16 protein-coding genes are annotated in these 17,720 nt (G+C 71.5%); 6 read left to right on the top strand and 10 right to left on the bottom strand.

The genetic code is table 11. The annotated features are described in order from the left end of the window. Positions 1–97 precede the first annotated feature (97 nt). Positions 98–790, top strand: coding sequence for a hypothetical protein (locus OH804_RS29915; protein WP_406060947.1), 693 nt, complete (start codon positions 98–100; stop codon positions 788–790). Between the two features lie 9 nt (positions 791–799). Here OH804_RS29915 and OH804_RS29910 read toward each other — a convergent pair whose 3' ends face one another. The 4 genes from OH804_RS29910 to OH804_RS29895 form a co-directional block, all read right to left on the bottom strand. Beyond that, positions 800–1,447 (bottom strand): hypothetical protein, encoded by a 648-nt coding sequence (locus OH804_RS29910; protein WP_406060945.1) that lies wholly within the window; start codon positions 1,445–1,447, stop codon positions 800–802. A 24-nt stretch (positions 1,448–1,471) separates the two neighbouring features. Then, positions 1,472–2,521, bottom strand: a complete 1,050-nt coding sequence (locus OH804_RS29905) for a type III polyketide synthase (RefSeq protein ID WP_196920079.1) — start codon at positions 2,519–2,521, stop codon at positions 1,472–1,474. Between the two features lie 94 nt (positions 2,522–2,615). Then, positions 2,616–3,782: an acyl-CoA dehydrogenase family protein gene (locus OH804_RS29900; RefSeq protein ID WP_406060943.1), complete on the bottom strand. Its 1,167-nt coding sequence runs from the start codon at positions 3,780–3,782 to the stop codon at positions 2,616–2,618. Between the two features lie 42 nt (positions 3,783–3,824). Further along, positions 3,825–4,598 (bottom strand): class I SAM-dependent methyltransferase, encoded by a 774-nt coding sequence (locus OH804_RS29895; RefSeq protein ID WP_406060941.1) that lies wholly within the window; start codon positions 4,596–4,598, stop codon positions 3,825–3,827. A 46-nt stretch (positions 4,599–4,644) separates the two neighbouring features. On the opposite strand from OH804_RS29895, the gene OH804_RS29890 reads away from it, so the two are divergent. The 4 genes from OH804_RS29890 (at position 4,645) to disA (ending at position 9,265) form a co-directional block, all read left to right on the top strand. Then, entirely contained in the window at positions 4,645–5,484 is an 840-nt protein-coding gene (locus tag OH804_RS29890) for a UbiA family prenyltransferase (RefSeq protein ID WP_406060939.1), read from the top strand. Between the two features lie 140 nt (positions 5,485–5,624). After that, entirely contained in the window at positions 5,625–6,404 is a 780-nt protein-coding gene (locus OH804_RS29885; protein WP_196920083.1) for a hypothetical protein, read from the top strand. Positions 6,405–6,491: 87 nt separating this feature from the next. After that, the gene (gene radA / locus OH804_RS29880) at positions 6,492–7,949 is read left to right on the top strand and encodes a DNA repair protein RadA (protein WP_196920084.1); all 1,458 of its coding nucleotides are present in this window, start codon (positions 6,492–6,494) and stop codon (positions 7,947–7,949) included. A gap of 131 nt (positions 7,950–8,080) precedes the next feature. Beyond that, positions 8,081–9,265 (top strand): DNA integrity scanning diadenylate cyclase DisA, encoded by a 1,185-nt coding sequence (disA, locus tag OH804_RS29875; RefSeq protein ID WP_030327921.1) that lies wholly within the window; start codon positions 8,081–8,083, stop codon positions 9,263–9,265. 6 nt (positions 9,266–9,271) lie between these two features. On the opposite strand, the gene OH804_RS29870 is transcribed toward disA, so the two are convergent. The 3 genes from OH804_RS29870 to OH804_RS29860 all read right to left on the bottom strand — a co-directional run bounded on the left by OH804_RS29870 (position 9,272) and on the right by OH804_RS29860 (position 11,176). After that, entirely contained in the window at positions 9,272–9,988 is a 717-nt protein-coding gene (locus OH804_RS29870) for a hypothetical protein (RefSeq protein ID WP_406060936.1), read from the bottom strand. A gap of 106 nt (positions 9,989–10,094) precedes the next feature. Then, positions 10,095–10,667, bottom strand: a complete 573-nt coding sequence (locus tag OH804_RS29865) for a peptide deformylase (RefSeq protein WP_406060934.1) — start codon at positions 10,665–10,667, stop codon at positions 10,095–10,097. Beyond that, positions 10,664–11,176, bottom strand: coding sequence for a glycine cleavage system protein R (locus OH804_RS29860; RefSeq protein ID WP_406060932.1), 513 nt, complete (start codon positions 11,174–11,176; stop codon positions 10,664–10,666). The genes OH804_RS29865 and OH804_RS29860 overlap by 4 nt, the downstream gene beginning before the upstream one ends. 96 nt (positions 11,177–11,272) lie before the next feature. On the opposite strand from OH804_RS29860, the gene OH804_RS29855 reads away from it, so the two are divergent. Further along, entirely contained in the window at positions 11,273–12,184 is a 912-nt protein-coding gene (locus OH804_RS29855; RefSeq protein WP_196920088.1) for an A/G-specific adenine glycosylase, read from the top strand. Positions 12,185–12,595: 411 nt separating this feature from the next. Here the strand turns inward: OH804_RS29855 and OH804_RS29850 are convergent, their stop codons facing one another. The 3 genes from OH804_RS29850 to lysS all read right to left on the bottom strand — a co-directional run bounded on the left by OH804_RS29850 (position 12,596) and on the right by lysS (position 17,697). Beyond that, entirely contained in the window at positions 12,596–15,139 is a 2,544-nt protein-coding gene (locus OH804_RS29850; protein WP_196920089.1) for an ATP-dependent Clp protease ATP-binding subunit, read from the bottom strand. Positions 15,140–15,731: 592 nt separating this feature from the next. Beyond that, the gene (locus OH804_RS29845; protein WP_036392792.1) at positions 15,732–16,076 is read right to left on the bottom strand and encodes an Lsr2 family protein; all 345 of its coding nucleotides are present in this window, start codon (positions 16,074–16,076) and stop codon (positions 15,732–15,734) included. A 112-nt stretch (positions 16,077–16,188) separates the two neighbouring features. Next, positions 16,189–17,697 carry a lysine--tRNA ligase gene (lysS, locus tag OH804_RS29840; RefSeq protein ID WP_196920090.1) on the bottom strand — a complete coding sequence of 503 codons (1,509 nt, stop codon included), beginning with the start codon at positions 17,695–17,697 and terminating at the stop codon, positions 16,189–16,191. Between the last annotated feature and the right edge of the window lie 23 nt (positions 17,698–17,720).

Raw genomic sequence — 17,720 nt, 5'->3', positions numbered from 1 at the left:
CAGCAGGACCGCGCCCAGATGTAGCGCGAGGAGCCCCTGGTGCGGGACCCTGGAGACCGAGCCGCACTCCGCTCTCGAGACGCTTCCAGGAGGTCCGATGGGCAAGCCGGACGCAGAGGGTCACGGGCCAGCCGACGGCCTGCCCGGCCTACCGCCCGAATGGGGCCGCGTGGTGGTTCCCGACGACCCCTCCGCACTGGCCGCCGAGGCCGCTCAGGTCCGCCGTGAGCTGCGCCGGGCCAGTGGCCTCCCGGGCGGCTACCGGGCCCTGGGCCTGCCCCTGGTGGTCCTGCTGGTGGCGGTCCTCACCACGCTGGCCGGCCTGCTGGCAGTCACCTGGCCGCGCGCCAACCGCGGCGCCGACCGGCCGACCCCGGCCCCCTACTCGCCGCCCGCGACCCTCACCGGTCGGGCGCTGCCCGCACTGGACCTGGTCGACGCTGACGACGCACCCGTGCCACTGCGCGGCCTGCTACCCGCCATGATCATTCTGTTGGACGGCTGCCCCTGCCCGGACCGGGTCACCGACGCCCTGGCGGCCGCGCCCGCCGGCGTCTCCGTGGTCACCGTCAGCCCAGGGCGGACGGCACCGGCCAGGCCCACCATCGAGCGACAGGCTCGCGCCCTGGCCGACCCCGCCGGAGGTCTGCGTTCGTTCCTCGGCCAGCCGGCCCGCCCCGGCACCGCGACCGCCCTGCTGATCGACCGGGCCGGCACTGTGACCCGGGTGCTGCCCGACCTGGGCACTGTCGAGTCCTACCGGAACGACCTCAGCGCCCTGGCCGCCTGACCGGCGCGCCTACCGGGGCAGCGCGACGAGCTGCGCCTGGATGACGATGGGCCGGTCGACGGCCGACAGGGACACCCGGAACGGCCCGCCACCGGGCAGCACCTCGGCATTGGCGACCGTGCCGTCGCAGTCGATGCGCGGCTGACCGTTGATCTTGGCCTCGTCGCTCGTCACCGCCAGCGTGCCCGGCCGGGTGCACCGGTACTGGAGCAGGTAGCGGGAGCCGTCGTCGCTGGCCTGCCGGGTCACATCCTGGCCAGGAGCGAGCTCCCGCTCCTCCCGCCAGATCGTCATTTGGAACGAGGGCAGCTCACCCGCGGGAAAGAGCACCGCGGGATCGCCCTCGATGTCGGTGATCGAGCCCGTCGCGGGGTCGAGCACCACGTGCGAGTCTTTGCGCACCCGAAGGACCTCGCCGGTGTTCGGGTCCATCCGCACCGTCACCCGCTCGTCGGGCTCCTCCTCCGCGAGGAGACGTTCCATCGGGGTGCTGATGCTCGGCCCGACCGACGGCACCGCCGCCGCCGAAGGGACAGCCGTCCCGGCCGTCGACGCGGGCGCGGCGGCACGCCACCACCAGCCACCGGCGACCAGGACGGCCACCGCCGCGCCAAACAGGACCACCGAGCGCAGCCGGTCGTCCGCTGTCACATCCACCCCGTGAGCGTACCGGCCGGAGGCTCAGTCCTGTCGATCCAGCAGGGCGGCGTACAGGGTGAGGCCGGGGCCGAAGGCCAGCATGACGATGCGCCGAGCCGCCGGGGTCGCCCGACCCAACCGGTCCAGGATCAGCAGGACGGTCGGCGACGAACAGTTGCCGTGCTCGTCGAGCGTCGCCCGGGACGCCGCCAGCCCCAGTGGGGGCAACTCCAGCTCCCGCTCGACCACGTTGAGGATCCGCGGCCCGCCCGGGTGCACCGCCCAACCGTCCACCTCGGAGCTGGCCACGCCGTGCCGGGCCAACAGGTCGTCGACCAGCCCGCGGACGTGCCTCGACAGCACCTGCGGCACCTTCGGCGACAACCCCATCCGGAACCCGGCGTCGGTGACGTCCCAGGTCATGTGGTCGGCGGTCGAGGTGTCGGTGACGGCGGTGACCTCACGTACCGCGTACCCCCGGCCACCCGGCACGACCACGGCGGCGACCGCGGCGTCCGAGAAGAGCGCGTGGGAGACGATCTGCTGGGTGTCCACCCGGGCACTGGACGGCTGGATGTGCAGGCTGGTCAGCTCCGCGCAGAGCAGCAACGCCGGACGCCCCCGGGCGGCGACGAAGTCACTGGCCGCGCCGAGCCCCGGCAGCGCCGCGTAACAGCCCATGTGGCCGATGAACATCCGCTGGGTGTCCGCGGCCATGCCCAGGTCCCGGGCGAGCAGGATGTCCAGCCCCGGGGTGGCGTACCCGGTGCAGGAGCAGACGATGAACAGCCCGATGTCGCCGGCGCTCAGCCCGGCCGCCGTCAACGCGCGACCCACCGCCTCCTTGCCCAGCGGCAGCGCCTCCACCTGGTAGCGGCGCATCCGGCGCTCGGTCGGCCAGTCCGAGACGTCCTCCAGCAGCGGGTTGACCGCCGCCTGCCGCCGGGTCACCCCCGAGTTGGCGAAGATTCGCTGGGCCAACGACCGGGTGGTGCCGGAGAAGTGCCGGGAGAAGAAGCCCTCCCACAACTCGTCCTGCGAAGCGGACGGCGGCTGCGCTGTCCCGAGCCCCGCGATCACTGGTACGGACACGATCCCCACCTCTCGTCAGATGCTGTCCTCCCCCTGGCCGTCCCACCAGCCGCCTCGGCCGGTCGTCCTTCCGTGCGAGCCCGGCGCGGCGGGCTCACCAACGCGGTGCCGATCCATCACGATCCGGGTCGCCGCCCAACGCGGCGATGCCGAGCCAGTCGGCGCAGACATCCGACGTGGCCGGGTGCAGCGAGCCGCAGCGGGCGTCGCGGTAGAGCCGCTCCAACGGATGACCACGGCGGGTGGCCGAGGTACCCGCCGCCTCCAGCACCGACGCCGCCACCTCGGCGGCCGTGGTGCCGGCGAGCAGCTTCGCCCGCCACACCCAGCGGTTGGTCTCCTCGTCACCGGGCGCCTCGTCCACCCGGCGGGCCGCCTCCGCCACCACCAACTGTGCGGCTGCCGTCGCCGCGTCCCCCCGACCCAGCCGGGCCCGCACCGCCGGCAGACCGGCCAGGTTGCGGGCGTTGAGGTGCTCTGCCGCAGCGTCGATCGCCGCGCGGGCGACCCCCACGTAGACGGCCGCGTAGCTGGCCACCAGCCAGTGCGGCATCAGTTGGGCCACCACCAGCGCCAGCCCCTCCACCCCACCGAGCAGCCGGTCGGCGGGCACCGTGACGTCCAGGTGCAGGTCGTGGGAGGAGGTGGCGCGCATGCCGAGCGAATCCCAGGTCGGCTCCACTGTCAGCCCGTCGCCGGCCGGCACCAGGAACTGTGAGACCACCGACTGGTCGGCCGCGCTGCGCGCCGCCACCAGGTAGCCGTCCGCGTGCCCGGCGCCGGAGCAGAACGTCTTGCTGCCCTTGAGGTGCCAGCCCCCGTCGGTCGGCTCGTACGCGGTGGTCAGCTGGGACAGCCGCGCGCCCGCGCCACGCTCGCTCATCGCGACCGCGTACCAGGAGCCCTGTGCCGCCGCGCTGAGCAACCGGTCGCGGGCGGCCAGCGCCTCGTCCGGTACGCCCAGCGCCTCGGCCAACTCCTCGGTGACCGCGCCCAGCGCGCCGGTGACCGAGGCGTGCATGTTGAACACCAGGGCGGTCGCACCGTTGCCCCGGGCAAGCTCAGTGGCCACCGCGGCGTACTCGGCGAAGGTGGCTCCCAGGCCACCGAGCGCCCGGGGCACCATCAGCCCGAACAGGCCGGCCTCGCGCAGGTCGGCGAAGTCGTCCACGGGGAAGGAACCGTCCCGGTCGTGCTCGGCCGCCCGCGCGGCGAACCGCGGCGCCAACCGGCGTGCTGCCTCAAGCGCGTGCACCGTCATCTCGTCCCCTCCTTGGCGTTCCATACCCCCGCCACGGCCTGACTATCCTTTGCGGACCCCCCGGCCCTGGTAGAGCACGGCGGTGGACCGGGTCGGCACGATGCGCGGCGTGCGCCCGGCGGGCACCCCGCCGGGCGTCCGGCCCGCGCGGGCGCGGCGCAGCAGCCAGGCGAGCACGCCGCCGACCTGCGGACGGATGCCCCGCAGGCGCAGGTCGACGCCGTGTCGGGCGCACTCGGCGACAAGCGCCCGCGCGTCCACGAACAACCGTGGATCGTGGATGCCGCGCGGCACCGTCGGCAGCCGCTCGGCGATCCGGACCGCGACGAGCCGGGCCAGCGCCGTGTCGTTGAGCGTGTCCAGCACCAGCACGCCACCGGGGCGCAGCAGGCGGCACGACTCCGCCACCGCGCGCGGCCAGGCCGGCACGTGCTCCAACAACTCGCCCGCCGAGACCACGTCGGCGCAGCCGTCGGGCAACGGAACCGCTGTGGCATCACCCTGGACCACCCGCACCCCGTGCTCGGCCGCCTGGACGAGCGCCGAGCGGGTCAGATCCACCCCGATGTGGCGGTAACCCTTGCCGGCCAGGTGCGGCGCGAGCAGGCCGGCACCGCAGCCCAGGTCGACGAGCAACGCGTCCGGACGGGTGGCCGGCGGCACCAGCGCGGCACGGGCCTCCGCCAGCCAGTGCAGCATCGCGAACGCGCCATCCGGCCGCCACCACTCACCGGCCAGATCGTCGTACTGACGCGGATCGTTTCGCGGCAGCACCCTCGGGCCAGTGGACGCCCCGGCCGCAGCCACGTCTCGCATGGAACCGAGCGTGGCACGACTGCTCGGTAACGACCAGACTTCCCTTATGTCGTCGAGGGTGTTAGGGCTGGTCAGAGCGAGCCATCCGGAACCGGCCGCGGCGGTGACCACGGTGGCCGGTCTGCTGGCCTGGGGGGTGGGCCACCGGCTGGCCGGAATCGTCTCGGTGGTGCTCGCCGTGCTGGCCAGCCAGCTCGCCGTCGGCTGGACCAACGACGCGCTGGACGCCGAGCGGGACGCCACTGTGGGGCGTACCGACAAACCGGTCGCCAGTGGCGCGGTCGGTCGGCGCGTCACGGCCTGGGCCGCCGCGGCGGCCGCGGTCGCCTGCCCGCTGCTGGCGCTGACCACGAACCCGACGGCGGCGTTCTGGTTGACGCTCGCCCTGGTCTCCGCCCTGCTCTACGACTGGCCGCTCAAGGCCACCGCGTTCTCGGTGCTTCCCTACGCCGTGTCGTTCGGCGCGCTGCCCGCCTTCGTGGTGCTGGCACTGCCCGGCCAGCCGGCCCCGCCGGTCTGGCTGGTGACGGCGGCGGCCTGCCTGGGCGCCGGCGCGCACTTCGCCAACGTGCTGCCCGACCTGGCCGACGACGCCCGCACCGGCGTGCGTGGCCTGCCCCACCGGCTGGGCGCGGCCGGCAGCCGGGTGGCCGCGGCGGGTCTCCTCCTCGCGGCGACCGCGACCCTGGTCCTCGGGCCACCCGGGCCGCCGTCGGCGATCGGCTGGGCGGCGGTCGGCACGGCCGCTGTGGTGCCGCCGCTGAGCTGGTACGCCGGGCGCTCGGCGATCCGGGCCGGCCGGCGGCCGGTGGCGGCCTTCCGGGCGGTGATGCTGGTGGCCCTGATCGACGTGGTTCTGCTGGTGGCGAGCGGTCGGGTGGTGTGAACGCCACCCGGGCAGGTGGCATTGCCGGGTCCGCGTGCGGGCCTCGATCAGTCCCAACTACCCTGGAGCGCGGTCTGCGCGGGTATGGCCACCGTGCCCGGCGTACGGCCCGGGTGGGGATTGTGACGAGGAGGACCGACGTGACGCGCTCGATCAGGGGATCCCGGCGGGCGGCCCTGTTGCTGTCCGGGATTGCGGCGGCCAGCCTGCTGGCTTCGGGATGCGGCACCGGTCAGATCGCCGAGACGGCGTTGAAGGAGCCGTCGGTCCAGGGCGTCAACCTCACCACCAGCAACGGTTCCTTCTCCGTGCGAGGCCTGCTCGTGGACTTCCCGGGCACCGAGGGTTACAAGGCCGGGCAGGACGCGGGGCTCGGCGCGGTGATCTACAACGACTCCAAGGAGACGGTGACGGTCACCGTCACCACGGAGAGCGCCCGCGAGGTGGTGATCAGCGGCGGCTCGGCGAGCCCGTCGCCGTCCGCCTCGGAGTCCGCCTCCCTGAGCCCGTCGCCGTCCGGTTCGGCCAGCCCGTCCAACTCGACCTCCGGTTCGCCGAGCCCGTCGGTGACGCCCTCCGAGACCGGGTCGTCCTCGGCCACCCCGTCCGCCCCGGAGTCGGCGCGGGCGTCCGGTTCGGCCAGCCCCGCCGCTCCCGGCCAGCCGGCCCGGATCGAGCTGGCGCCGTTGAGCTACATCCAGTTCAACTCCGAGGCCACCACCCAGCTCCGGCTGATCGGCCTGACCGAGGCGCTGCGCTCCGGCCAGAACGTCGTCGTGACCTTCGACTTCGGCAACGGCAACACGGTCACCGGCCAGGCGCCGGTCGCGGTGCCGCTCACCCCGGCGGCCCCTCCGTCGCCGATCATCGAGCGCGAGGGCGGCTACGAGGGCAACGAGGGCGGCACGACCCACGAGTGACCCGCGATCCGCACATCGACGAACGCCCCGGCGTGGTGACCACCACGCCGGGGTGTTTTCGTCGTACGCGAGGGCTAGCGTCCTGATGTGACCACCTCCCGATCGACTCCTCCGCGTGGCGGTGCGGCCGGTGCCGCCCGTGGTCGGTCCGCCGCCCGCGACCCGCGGCCGGCCTACCAGTGCGACGCGTGCGGGCACCAGCCGCCCAAGTGGGTGGGGCGCTGCCCGGAGTGCGGCGAGTGGGGGGCGGTGGTCGAGCACACGGTGACCGGCCCGACCGTCTCCGGTCGGGTGGTCAGCTCCCGGATGCCGTCCGAGCCGGCCCGACCGATCGCCACCATCAGCGCCGCTCCGGCCCGTGCCGTGCCCACCGGGGTGAGCGAGCTCGACCGGGTGCTCGGCGGCGGCCTGGTCCCCGGCGCCGTGGTGTTGCTCGCCGGCGAGCCCGGCGTGGGCAAGTCGACCCTCCTGCTCGATGTGGCGCAGCAGTGGGCGGTCGGCGCCGGCAGCCCCTCGCTGGTGGTCAGTGGCGAAGAGTCGGTCAGTCAGGTGCGCCTGCGCGCCGAGCGGATGGGCACCCTGCACGAGCAGCTCTACCTCGCCGCGGAGAGCGACCTGGGCTCGGTGCTCGGTCACCTCGACGCGGTCAAGCCGGGCCTGCTGGTGCTCGACTCGGTGCAGACCATCTCGACCACCGGCACCGAGGGGGTGCCCGGTGGGGTGACCCAGGTCCGCGCGGTCACCGCCGCGCTGGTCTCGGTCGCCAAGGAGCGGGGCATCGCCACAGTGCTGGTCGGCCACGTCACCAAGGACGGCCAGGTGGCCGGGCCTCGGGTGCTGGAGCACCTGGTCGACGTCGTGCTGCACTTCGAAGGCGACAAGCACTCGTCGCTGCGCCTGGTGCGCGGCGTGAAGAACAGGTTCGGCGCTGCCGACGAGGTCGGCTGCTTCGAGATGCACGAGGGCGGCATCAGCAGCCTGGCCGACCCGTCCGGGTTGTTCCTGACCCGCTACGCGGAGCCGGTCCCGGGCACCTGCGTGACAGTGGCAATGGAGGGGCGTCGTGCCCTGGTCACCGAGGTGCAGGCACTGATCGGCGCGACAGTGGCGGGCTCTCCCCGACGCACCGTCTCCGGCCTCGACTCGGCGCGACTGGCGATGGTGCTCGCGGTGCTGCAACGGCGCACCGAGCGGCTGACCCTGCACGACCGGGAGGTCTTCGCGGCCACCGTCGGCGGGATCAGGGTGGTGGAGCCCGCCGCCGACCTGGCGGTGGCGCTGGCGGTCGCCTCCGGCGGGCTCAACCTGGCGATCGCGCCGCACCTGGTGGCGATCGGTGAGGTGGGGCTGACCGGCGAGGTGCGTCGGGTCGGGGCGGTGCCGCGCCGGCTGGCCGAGGCGGCCCGGCTGGGGTTCAAGGTGGCCCTGGTGCCGCCCGGCTGCGGCCCGACCAGCACCGGCGCCGGCCCCGAGCAGATGCGGGTGACCGAGGTCACCGACGTCCGTTCGGCCCTGCACCATGCGGCCCGCGCGTCCGCCGAGTGACCCACCGTGCCGACGAGGGCGGCGAAACCGGACAGCACGTCGCAAGCGGGAAACGTTGAAGAGGGCGGCATCGTGACACATCACAGTAACCACGACAGCACCCACCGCACGGCAGTCCGTAGACTGTGCCCGTGCCGATCGACCGCGATACCACCAAGCCAGCCGGCGCGCCGCCCCAGGCCCGCACCGGCGCCGTGGGCTCGCCCGCCCGCCCGATCAGCGTGAGCGTGACAGCGGGAGCCGCTGGGAGCGCCGGGGACCCGCTACGGGCCAATCTCGCCCTGATGGCCCCCGGCACCGCCTTGCGCGACGGTCTGGAGCGCATCCTGCGGGGCCGCACGGGTGCCCTCATCGTGCTCGGCTACGACAAGGTGGTCGAGGGCCTGTGCACCGGCGGCTTCCCGCTGGACGTGGAGTTCTCCGCGACCCGGGTGCGTGAGCTGTGCAAGATGGACGGCGCTGTGGTGCTCTCCAGCGACGGCACCAGGATCGTCCGGGCGGCCGTGCACCTGATGCCCGACCCGTCCATCCCGACGGAAGAGTCCGGCACCCGGCACCGCACCGCCGAGCGGGTGGCCCGCCAGACCGGCTACCCGGTCATCTCGGTCAGCCAGTCAATGCGGATCATCAGCCTCTACGTCAACGGCCAACGGCACGTGCTCGACGACTCGGCGGCCATCCTCTCCCGGGCCAACCAGGCGCTCGCCACCCTGGAGCGCTACAAGCTCCGGCTGGACGAGGTCTCCGGCACTCTCTCCGCCCTGGAGATCGAGGATCTGGTCACCGTGCGGGACGCGGTTGCCGTGGTGCAGCGACTGGAGATGGTCCGCCGGATCGCCGACGAGATCGCCGGTTACGTGGTGGAGTTGGGCACCGACGGCCGCCTGCTCGCCCTGCAACTCGACGAGCTGATGGCCGGCGTGGACGCCGACCGCACCCTCGTCATCCGGGACTACCTCCCCGTCGGCCGCAAGTCGCGCACCCTGGACGAGGCCCTCGTCGAGCTGGACCTGCTCGGTGCCACCGAGCTGATCGACCTGGTCTCGGTGGCCAAGGCGATCGGTTACCCGGCCGCGTCCGACGCGCTCGACGCCGCGGTCAGTCCGCGCGGCTTCCGACTGCTGGCCAAGGTGCCACGGCTCCCGGTGGCGGTCGTCGACCGCCTGGTGCTGCACTTCGGCAGCCTCCAGCGCCTGCTCGGCGCGACAGTGGAGGACCTGCAGGCCGTCGAAGGGGTCGGTGACGCCCGGGCCCGCGGTGTCCGTGAGGGGCTGTCCCGGCTCGCCGAGGCGTCCATCCTGGAACGCTACGTCTGAGCCGGCTCAGCCGGTGACGGTGAGCTTCACCGGCTCGCTGAGCTTCGTGCCGACCCGGGCGAACACCTGGTACGACCCGACCGGCGGGAACGGCCCTCCGGCCAGCGCACCGTCACAGCGGCTGGTGTCCCGCCCGTTCCACGGCACCTCGTAGGAGCGCTCGAAGTTCGGCGTGAAGGACTGCACGTCCGAGCCCTGGACCTTGCCGCAGGTGTCCGACGACCAGACCTTCTCGGCACCGGACTTGATGAAGATCTCCTGAAGGTCGGCACCGACGTTGCGACTGCACGTCCGGTTCGACGTGTTCTTGATCCTCAGTTGCAGCTCGACCACAGCGCCTCGCTGCACCGACGTCGGACTCGCCGACGAGACCACGCTGATCTCCCCGTCGGTGCAGGTGCCGTCCTCCTCCGAACCGGCCGCCGCGCCCAGCGGCGGTGTGTTGCTGGTGATCGCCGGGGTCGGATTCGTCGCACCCGAATCAGCGGACGCCGACGATGACGGAGCCCCAGTCTGCGGTGTCAGCAGCGGCCCGCCGGGACCAGGCGTCGCGGCGGACGTCGCCGAAGGCGAACCACCCGCCTTCGGCTCCTGACCCCCGGAACGATCCGAACCGGTGCAGGAGTAGAGCAGGACAATCAGGAACAGGAACCCCGCTCCGAGTACGACGGCGCGACGCCGCCAGTACACGGCGGGTGGCAGGGGGCCGACCGTCAGACGCATGATGCCCTCCACCGTAGCCGCGCCGTACTCAGCAGTGCGGCGCGACGCGCCGGAGCCGCTCCGGGGTGCTCGGCCCATCGTCCACTGAGGACGGTACGGCACCCGATCACAGGTAGACCTTGCGCTGATAGACCGCGTGCGCACCGGCCACCCGATCCAGGAAGAGTAGCCCTGCGCAGTGGTCGATCTCGTGCTGCAACGCCCGAGCCTCGAAGCCGTCGGTCACCAGCCGGACCGGCTCGCCGCTGCCCGGCAGATCACCCTCCACCACCAGCCGGCTGGCCCGCTTGACGTCCCCGGTCAGGTCCGGCACCGACATGCAGCCCTCCCGGCCCGGCTTCCACCGCGTCGCCTCGACCACCCGCGCATTGCACAACACGAAGGTGCCGTGCACTGTCACCGCCTTCGGGTGCCCCGTCACGTTTACGGCGAAGACCCGAGCACCCACCCCGACCTGCGGCGCGGCCAACCCGACACAGCCCGGCGAAACCTTCATCGTGGCCATCAGGTCGGCCGCCAACTGGACCGTCTCCTTCGCCGTGGGATCGACCTCGTCCGCGGCACGACTCAACACCGGGTGCGGGGCGGACACCACAGCCCGCACCTCGCCCGGCACGTCCAGCGACTCCGGTGTCCAGTCCCCCAGGCCGAACTCCGGCCCGCGCTCCTCGCCGGTCACAACAGATCCGGGTCCGCAGGCCGGAGAGTGACCTCCACGCCCAGCTCGGCAGCCGTCCGGTGCAGCCGGTCGATCAGAGTGTCCGCCACATCAGCCGGCAACTCGACCTCCGCCAGAACCACGTAGAGCGCACCGGTCAACCGGGTACTCAGGTCCGTGACATTCCCCCCGGCATCCACCAGCACCCGCGTCATCGCCGCGACGATCCCCATCCGGTCCGAACCGTGCACCGCCATCACGTACGGCTCACCCGCCGGAGGCACATCGCCGTCCGGCGTGACCGCGCGTACCGTCGCCAGCAGTTGGCCCTCGGCGGTCAGCGACGCCAGTGCGGCCTCGACCTCGGCGGCGGCCGGGCCGGTGCAGATGAGGGTCATCGCGAAATGCCCCCGCAGCCGCGTCATCGTGCTGTCGGTGAGGTTCGCGCCCAGCCGGGCCAGCACCTCCGCGACGTCGGCCACGATGCCCGGCCGGTCCCGACCGATGACGGTGATCGCGAGCTCGTTCATCCGCGCATTCTCCCCCGTCCGCCGAACGAGGACGTGGCACCCCGCCCGAGCCGCCCACCAAACGGGAACCTCGGGCGTGACATCATCGACGACGCCATGACACAACCCGACTTCGCCACAGTGGTCAGCCGGTGGTTCCAGCAACACGCCCGTGACCTGCCCTGGCGCGAGCCCGGCGTCACCCCGTGGGCCATCCTGGTCAGCGAGGTGATGCTCCAGCAGACACCAGTGGTCCGGGTGGTGCCGGCCTGGCAGGCGTGGCTGACCCGCTGGCCCGATCCGGCCGCGTTGGCGGCGGACACGCCGGCCGAGGCGATCCGGATGTGGGGACGCCTCGGCTACCCCCGTCGGGCGGTCCGACTACGCGAATGCGCGGTAGCGATCGTCGACCGGCACGGCGGCCAGGTGCCGGACCGCCTGGAGCACCTGCTGGCACTGCCCGGCGTCGGCACCTACACGGCGCGAGCGGTAGCCGCCTTCGCCTACGGGCAACGGCACCCGGTGGTCGACACCAACGTCCGCCGAGTGGTGTGCCGGGCGGTGGCCGGCGAACCGGACGCCGGGCCGGTCACCCGACCAGCCGACCTGGTCGCCACCGAAGAGCTACTCCCGACCGAACCGGCCGCAGCGGCGCTGGCCAGCGCCGCGTTCATGGAACTGGGCGCGGTGATCTGCACAGCCCGGTCACCGCGCTGTACCTCCTGCCCCGTCGAGTCGGTCTGCGCGTGGCGGGCATCCGGCCAGGAGGCGCCGGCGGGGCCGACCCGCCGACCCCAGCGGTACGCGGGCACCGACCGACAGGTCCGCGGGCTGCTGCTCGGAGTGCTCCGGGACAGCACCGGGCCGGTCCCGCACCAGCGGCTGGACCAGGTCTGGTCCGACGACGTGCAACGCGCCCGCGCCCTCGCCGGCCTGGTGCAGGACGGCCTGGTCGAACCGGCCGGCGCCGACTCCTTCCGCCTGGTCGGCGACGGCCCGTCCCTCCCAACCGCCGACCTCACCACCTGACCCGCCCACCCTGGCGTCCCCTGCGCGGCGGACGCCGCGCGCCGGACGCCGCGCGGCGCGGCGCGGTGCGCGCTCAAGATCGTGCTCGATCCTGGATGTAGTGGTGTCGGGCGCGCCAGAGGCCACTACATCCAGGATGTTGCGCGATCTTGCCGGTGGGGCCCGCACCGGTAGCGAGGCCATCGCCGGGGCGCCAGCACCTTGCCCGCCATCACGCCCCAGACAACATCAGGGAAAGTGCTGCCTCCGGACGCCGGGAGACAGCACTTTCCCTGATGCTGCGCGGATCTTGACGGCGCAGGCGGCGCGAGGCGCGGGCGGTTGCGGTGGGTGTTGGCCCTGTAGGGATGGCGCAGAAAGGCGGGGCCCCGGTGGCTTGCGCCACCGGGGCCCCGCCCCTTGCTGGTTGTGTTACTCGTCCACGCCTGCGGCGGCGGTGCCAGCGGCAGTGCCACCGAGATCGGCCGGGACGGCGTCCGGAACTTCAACCGGCTTGTCCGAGCCCCGGAAGACGAGCTTGGAATTGTCGATGTCGTCCGGGTCGCCTTCGCAGTCGACCACGACGATCTGACCCGGGGTCAGCTCGTTGAACAGGATCCGCTCGGAGAGGTTGTCCTCGATGTCGCGCTGGATCGTGCGACGAAGCGGACGGGCACCGAGCACGGGGTCGAAGCCCTTCGCGGCCAGGTACTTCTTGGCGTTGTCGGTCAGCTCCAGACCCATGTCCTTGTTCCGCAGCTGGCCCTCGATCCGCTGGATCATGATGTCCACGATCGAGAGGATCTCGGTCTGACGCAGCTGGTGGAAGACGATGGTGTCGTCGATCCGGTTGAGGAACTCAGGCCGGAAATGCTGCTTGAGCTCGTCGTTGACCTTCTGCTTCATCCGGTCGTAGTTGGACTCGGAGTCCTCCGACTGCTGGAAGCCCAGCGACACCGCCTTGGCGACGTCACGGGTGCCCAGGTTGGTGGTCAGGATGATGACCGTGTTCTTGAAGTCCACGATCCGACCCTGACCGTCGGTGAGCCGACCGTCTTCGAGGATCTGCAGGAGCGTGTTGAACACGTCCGGGTGGGCCTTCTCGATCTCGTCGAAGAGGACCACCGAGAACGGCCGACGCCGCACCTTCTCGGTCAGCTGCCCGCCCTCGTCGTAGCCGACGTAGCCGGGAGGGGCACCCACGAGCCGCGACACCGTGTAACGGTCGTGGAACTCGGACATGTCCAGCTGGATGAGGGCGTCCTCGCTGCCGAAGAGGAACTCGGCGAGCGCCTTGGACAGCTCGGTCTTACCGACACCGGACGGGCCGGCGAAGATGAACGAGCCCGACGGGCGCTTCGGGTCCTTCAGGCCGGCCCGGGTACGCCGGATCGCCTTCGAGACCGCCTTGACCGCGTCCTCCTGGCCGATGACGCGCTTGTGCAGCTCGTCCTCCATGCGCAGCAGGCGCGAGGTCTCTTCCTCGGTCAGCTTGTAGACCGGGATGCCGGTCCAGTTGCCGAGCACCTCGGCGATCTGCTCGTCGTCAACCTCGCTGACGACGTCCAGGTCACCGGCCTTCCACTCCTTCTCCCGCTGAGCCTTCTGCCCGAGGAGCTGCTTCTCCTTGTCGCGCAGCTGGGCGGCGCGCTCGAAGTCCTGCGCGTCGATCGCGGACTCCTTGTCGCGACGCACCTGGGCGATGCGCTCGTCGAAGTCACGCAGGTCTGGCGGCGCGGTCATCCGACGGATCCGCATCCGGGCACCGGCCTCGTCGATCAGGTCGATCGCCTTGTCCGGGAGGAAGCGGTCGGAGATGTACCGGTCGGCCAGGGTCGCGGCAGCCACGAGGGCGGCATCCGTGATCGAGACGCGGTGGTGAGCCTCGTAGCGGTCCCGCAGGCCCTTGAGGATCTCGATGGTGTGGGCCAGCGACGGCTCACCCACCTGGATCGGCTGGAAGCGGCGCTCGAGAGCGGCGTCCTTCTCCAGGTGCTTGCGGTATTCATCCAACGTGGTGGCACCGATGGTCTGCAGCTCACCACGGGCCAGCATCGGCTTGAGGATGCTCGCGGCGTCGATCGCGCCCTCGGCGGCACCCGCACCCACCAGGGTGTGGATCTCGTCGATGAACAGGATGATGTCGCCGCGGGTGCGGATCTCCTTGAGCACCTTCTTGAGGCGCTCCTCGAAGTCACCGCGGTAGCGGGAACCGGCGACGAGCGCGCCCAGGTCGAGCGTGTAGAGCTGCTTGTCCTTGAGGGTCTCGGGCACCTCGCCCTTGATGATCTTCTGGGACAGGCCCTCCACCACGGCGGTCTTACCGACGCCGGGCTCACCGATCAGGACCGGGTTGTTCTTGGTACGGCGGGAGAGCACCTGCATGACCCGCTCGATTTCCTTCTCGCGCCCGATGACCGGGTCGAGCTTGCCCTCGCGGGCGGCCTGAGTCAGGTTGCGGCCGAACTGGTCCAGCACCAGGCTGGTCGACGGCGCGGCCTCACCCGGCGCGGCGCCCGCCGCGGCAGGCTCCTTGCCCTGGTAGCCGGAGAGCAGCTGGATCACCTGCTGGCGGACCCGGTTGAGGTCGGCGCCGAGCTTGACCAGCACCTGGGCGGCGACGCCCTCGCCCTCACGGATCAGCCCGAGCAGGATGTGCTCCGTGCCGATGTAGTTGTGGCCGAGCTGCAGCGCCTCGCGCAGCGACAGCTCCAGCACCTTCTTGGCCCGCGGCGTGAACGGGATGTGCCCGCTCGGCGCCTGCTGGCCCTGGCCGATGATCTCCTCGACCTGCTGGCGGACGCCCTCCAGGGAGATGCCGAGGCTCTCCAGGGCCTTTGCCGCGACGCCTTCACCTTCGTGGATCAGGCCCAGCAGGATGTGTTCCGTACCGATGTAGTTGTGGTTGAGCATCCGGGCCTCTTCTTGGGCCAGGACGACAACCCGTCGCGCTCGGTCGGTGAACCGCTCGAACATGCCCTCGTGCTCCTCACGTGCCGTGCGCCTTGATGGTCAAGATCTTGGCGGGGCCGGTGCACGAACGTCCAGGACGGGCGTCCGTGCCTCCTTACTCTATCGTCGCTGACCGACTCAGCTGAGGTCGTGTGTCTCTGCTCTGGGTCGGTTCCACGTCGTTTTGAACAACCGTCCGCGCTCAGGAGGTGTTCCGGTAGCCCTGTCGCTACGCGCAGAGCGAAATCCGACTGGCTCGACGGAACCCCGATCCGGGGTCCGGAAGCGCTCCGGGAGGCTCCGGAAGGGTGGACCGGCGGTCGCGACGAGCGCCGCGCCGGGCCCTGGGGGAGGTTGTCCACAGGTTGTGGATAGCTGGTCCACTGGTTGTGGACAACGTCGGTCGGCCCGGAATGCTTCCCAGCATGGAACGGCCACGACAACGCCAGCTCGAAACGGACATAACGACGCCCGCCCGGGAGCGTGGCACAACGACGCCGGCCCGGAGCGGCGACGGCGTACCGCAGCGGATACGGCGACGCCGGCCCGGAGAACTCCTCCGGCCCGGCGTCGGTGTCGCCTGCGGTGGCGGGCTGGCCACCAGGGTGCTGACGGATCAGCGCTTCGCGTGGAACTCGTCCACGATCTCCTGCGGGATACGACCCCGGTCGGAGATGTCCTTGCCGGCCTTCTTGGCCCACTCCCGGATCGCCTTGTTCTGTTCCCGATCGGCTGTCGCGCCACCCCGACCGCGGGCAGCCCGCCCACCGATCACCACGCCGCCTCGGCCGACCTTGGTGCCGGCACCCACGTACGAGGCAAATGCATCGCGCAATTTCGCGGCGTTGGCGCTCGACAGGTCGATCTCGTACTGAACGCCGTCGAGGGCGAACTTGACGGTCTCGTCCGCGTCCCCGCCGTCCAGGTCATCGACCAGCTTGTGAATGATCTGCTTGGCCACGTCCCACATTCCTTTCGAGCAGGGTGCTCCTGCTAACGAGAGCACAATAACCCCCGCGCCGCTCGTCGCGTCAATAGGATCCGGTTACGGCTCGGCGTGAGTCTGGGCGGGACTACTCCGGGCGGACCAACGGGAAGAGGATCGTTTCCCGAATTCCCAGCCCGGTCAGGGCCATCAACAGCCGGTCGATTCCCATTCCCATACCGCCGGCCGGCGGCATTCCATACTCCATCGCCCGAAGAAAGTCCTCGTCGAGACGCATCGCCTCGTCGTCGCCGCGCGCGGCCAACTGCGCCTGGGCAACCAGTCGCTCGCGCTGCACGATCGGGTCGACCAACTCGGAGTACGCGGTGCCCAGCTCGAAACCGAGCACGTAGAGGTCCCACTTCTCGGCCAGCCCCGGCTCGCTGCGGTGCGCCCGGGTGAGCGGGCTGGTCTCCTCCGGGTAGTCCCGTACGAAGGTGGGCGCCTCCAGGCCGGGAACGACCAGTTCCTCGAACAACTCCTCGGCCAGCTTGCCCGGGCCCCACTTCGGGTCCACGGCCAATCCCACCTTGTCCGCGTACTCCACCAGGCGGGTGCGTTCGGTGCGGACCGTGACCTCCTCGCCCAGCGCTTCGGAAAGCACACCGAACAGCGTCACGGACCGCCACTCGCCGCCCAGGTCGAACTCGCGCCCGCCGGCGTGGGTCACCACAGTCGAGCCGCTCACCGCGATCGCCGCCTGTTGCACGAGATTGCGGGTCAACTCGGCCATCGTGTCGTAGTCGCCGTACGCCTGGTACGTCTCCAGCATCGCGAACTCCGGCGAGTGCGAAGAGTCGACACCCTCATTACGGAAGTTGCGGTTGATCTCGAAGACTCGGTCGACGCCGCCGACCACAGCGCGCTTGAGAAACAGTTCCGGAGCGATTCGCAGATACAGATCGGTGTCCAACGCATTGCTGTGGGTCACGAACGGTCGGGCTGCCGCGCCGCCATGCAGCAGTTGCAACATCGGCGTTTCCACCTCGATGAAGCCCTGCCCGTGCAGTGAATCGCGCAGACTGCGTACCGCGGCGGCCCGGGTACGCACCATCTCCCGTGCCTGCGGCCGGACGATCAGGTCGACGTAACGCTGCCGGACCCGCGCCTCCTCGGAGAGGGGCTTGTGGGCCACCGGCAACGGTCGCAGCGCCTTGGCGGTCATCTCCCACTGCTGGGCCAACACCGACAGCTCACCCCGACGGCTGGTGATCACCTCACCGGTGACGCCGACGTGGTCGCCGAGGTCGACGAGGCGCTTCCACGCCTCCAGCTGCTCCGGCCCGACCCGGTCCAGGGAGAGCATCGCCTGCAACTCGGTGCCGTCGCCGTCCCGCAGGGTCGCGAAGCAGAGCTTGCCCGTGTTGCGTACGAAGATCACCCGGCCGGTGACGGCGACCTGGTCGCCGGTCGCGGTGTCGGTCGGCAGGTCGGCGTACTTCGCCCGGACCTGCGCGAGGGTGGCGGTGCGGGGGAAGCCGACCGGGTAGGGCTCGATGCCCTCGGCGAGCATCCGGTCCCGCTTCTCCCGGCGGACCTTCATCTGCTCGGGAAGGTCGTCGGCGGGGTCCACTGGCACGGGGTTCTGCTCGCTCACGGCACGCTTCCTCGTCACGGAGA

The sequence above is a fragment of the Micromonospora sp. NBC_00860 genome (assembly GCF_045207375.1).
Taxonomy (GTDB): Bacteria; Actinomycetota; Actinomycetes; order Mycobacteriales; family Micromonosporaceae; genus Micromonospora; species Micromonospora vinacea.
Note: the sequence above shows the minus strand (reverse complement) of the source record. Positions and strands in the feature narration are given on the sequence as shown.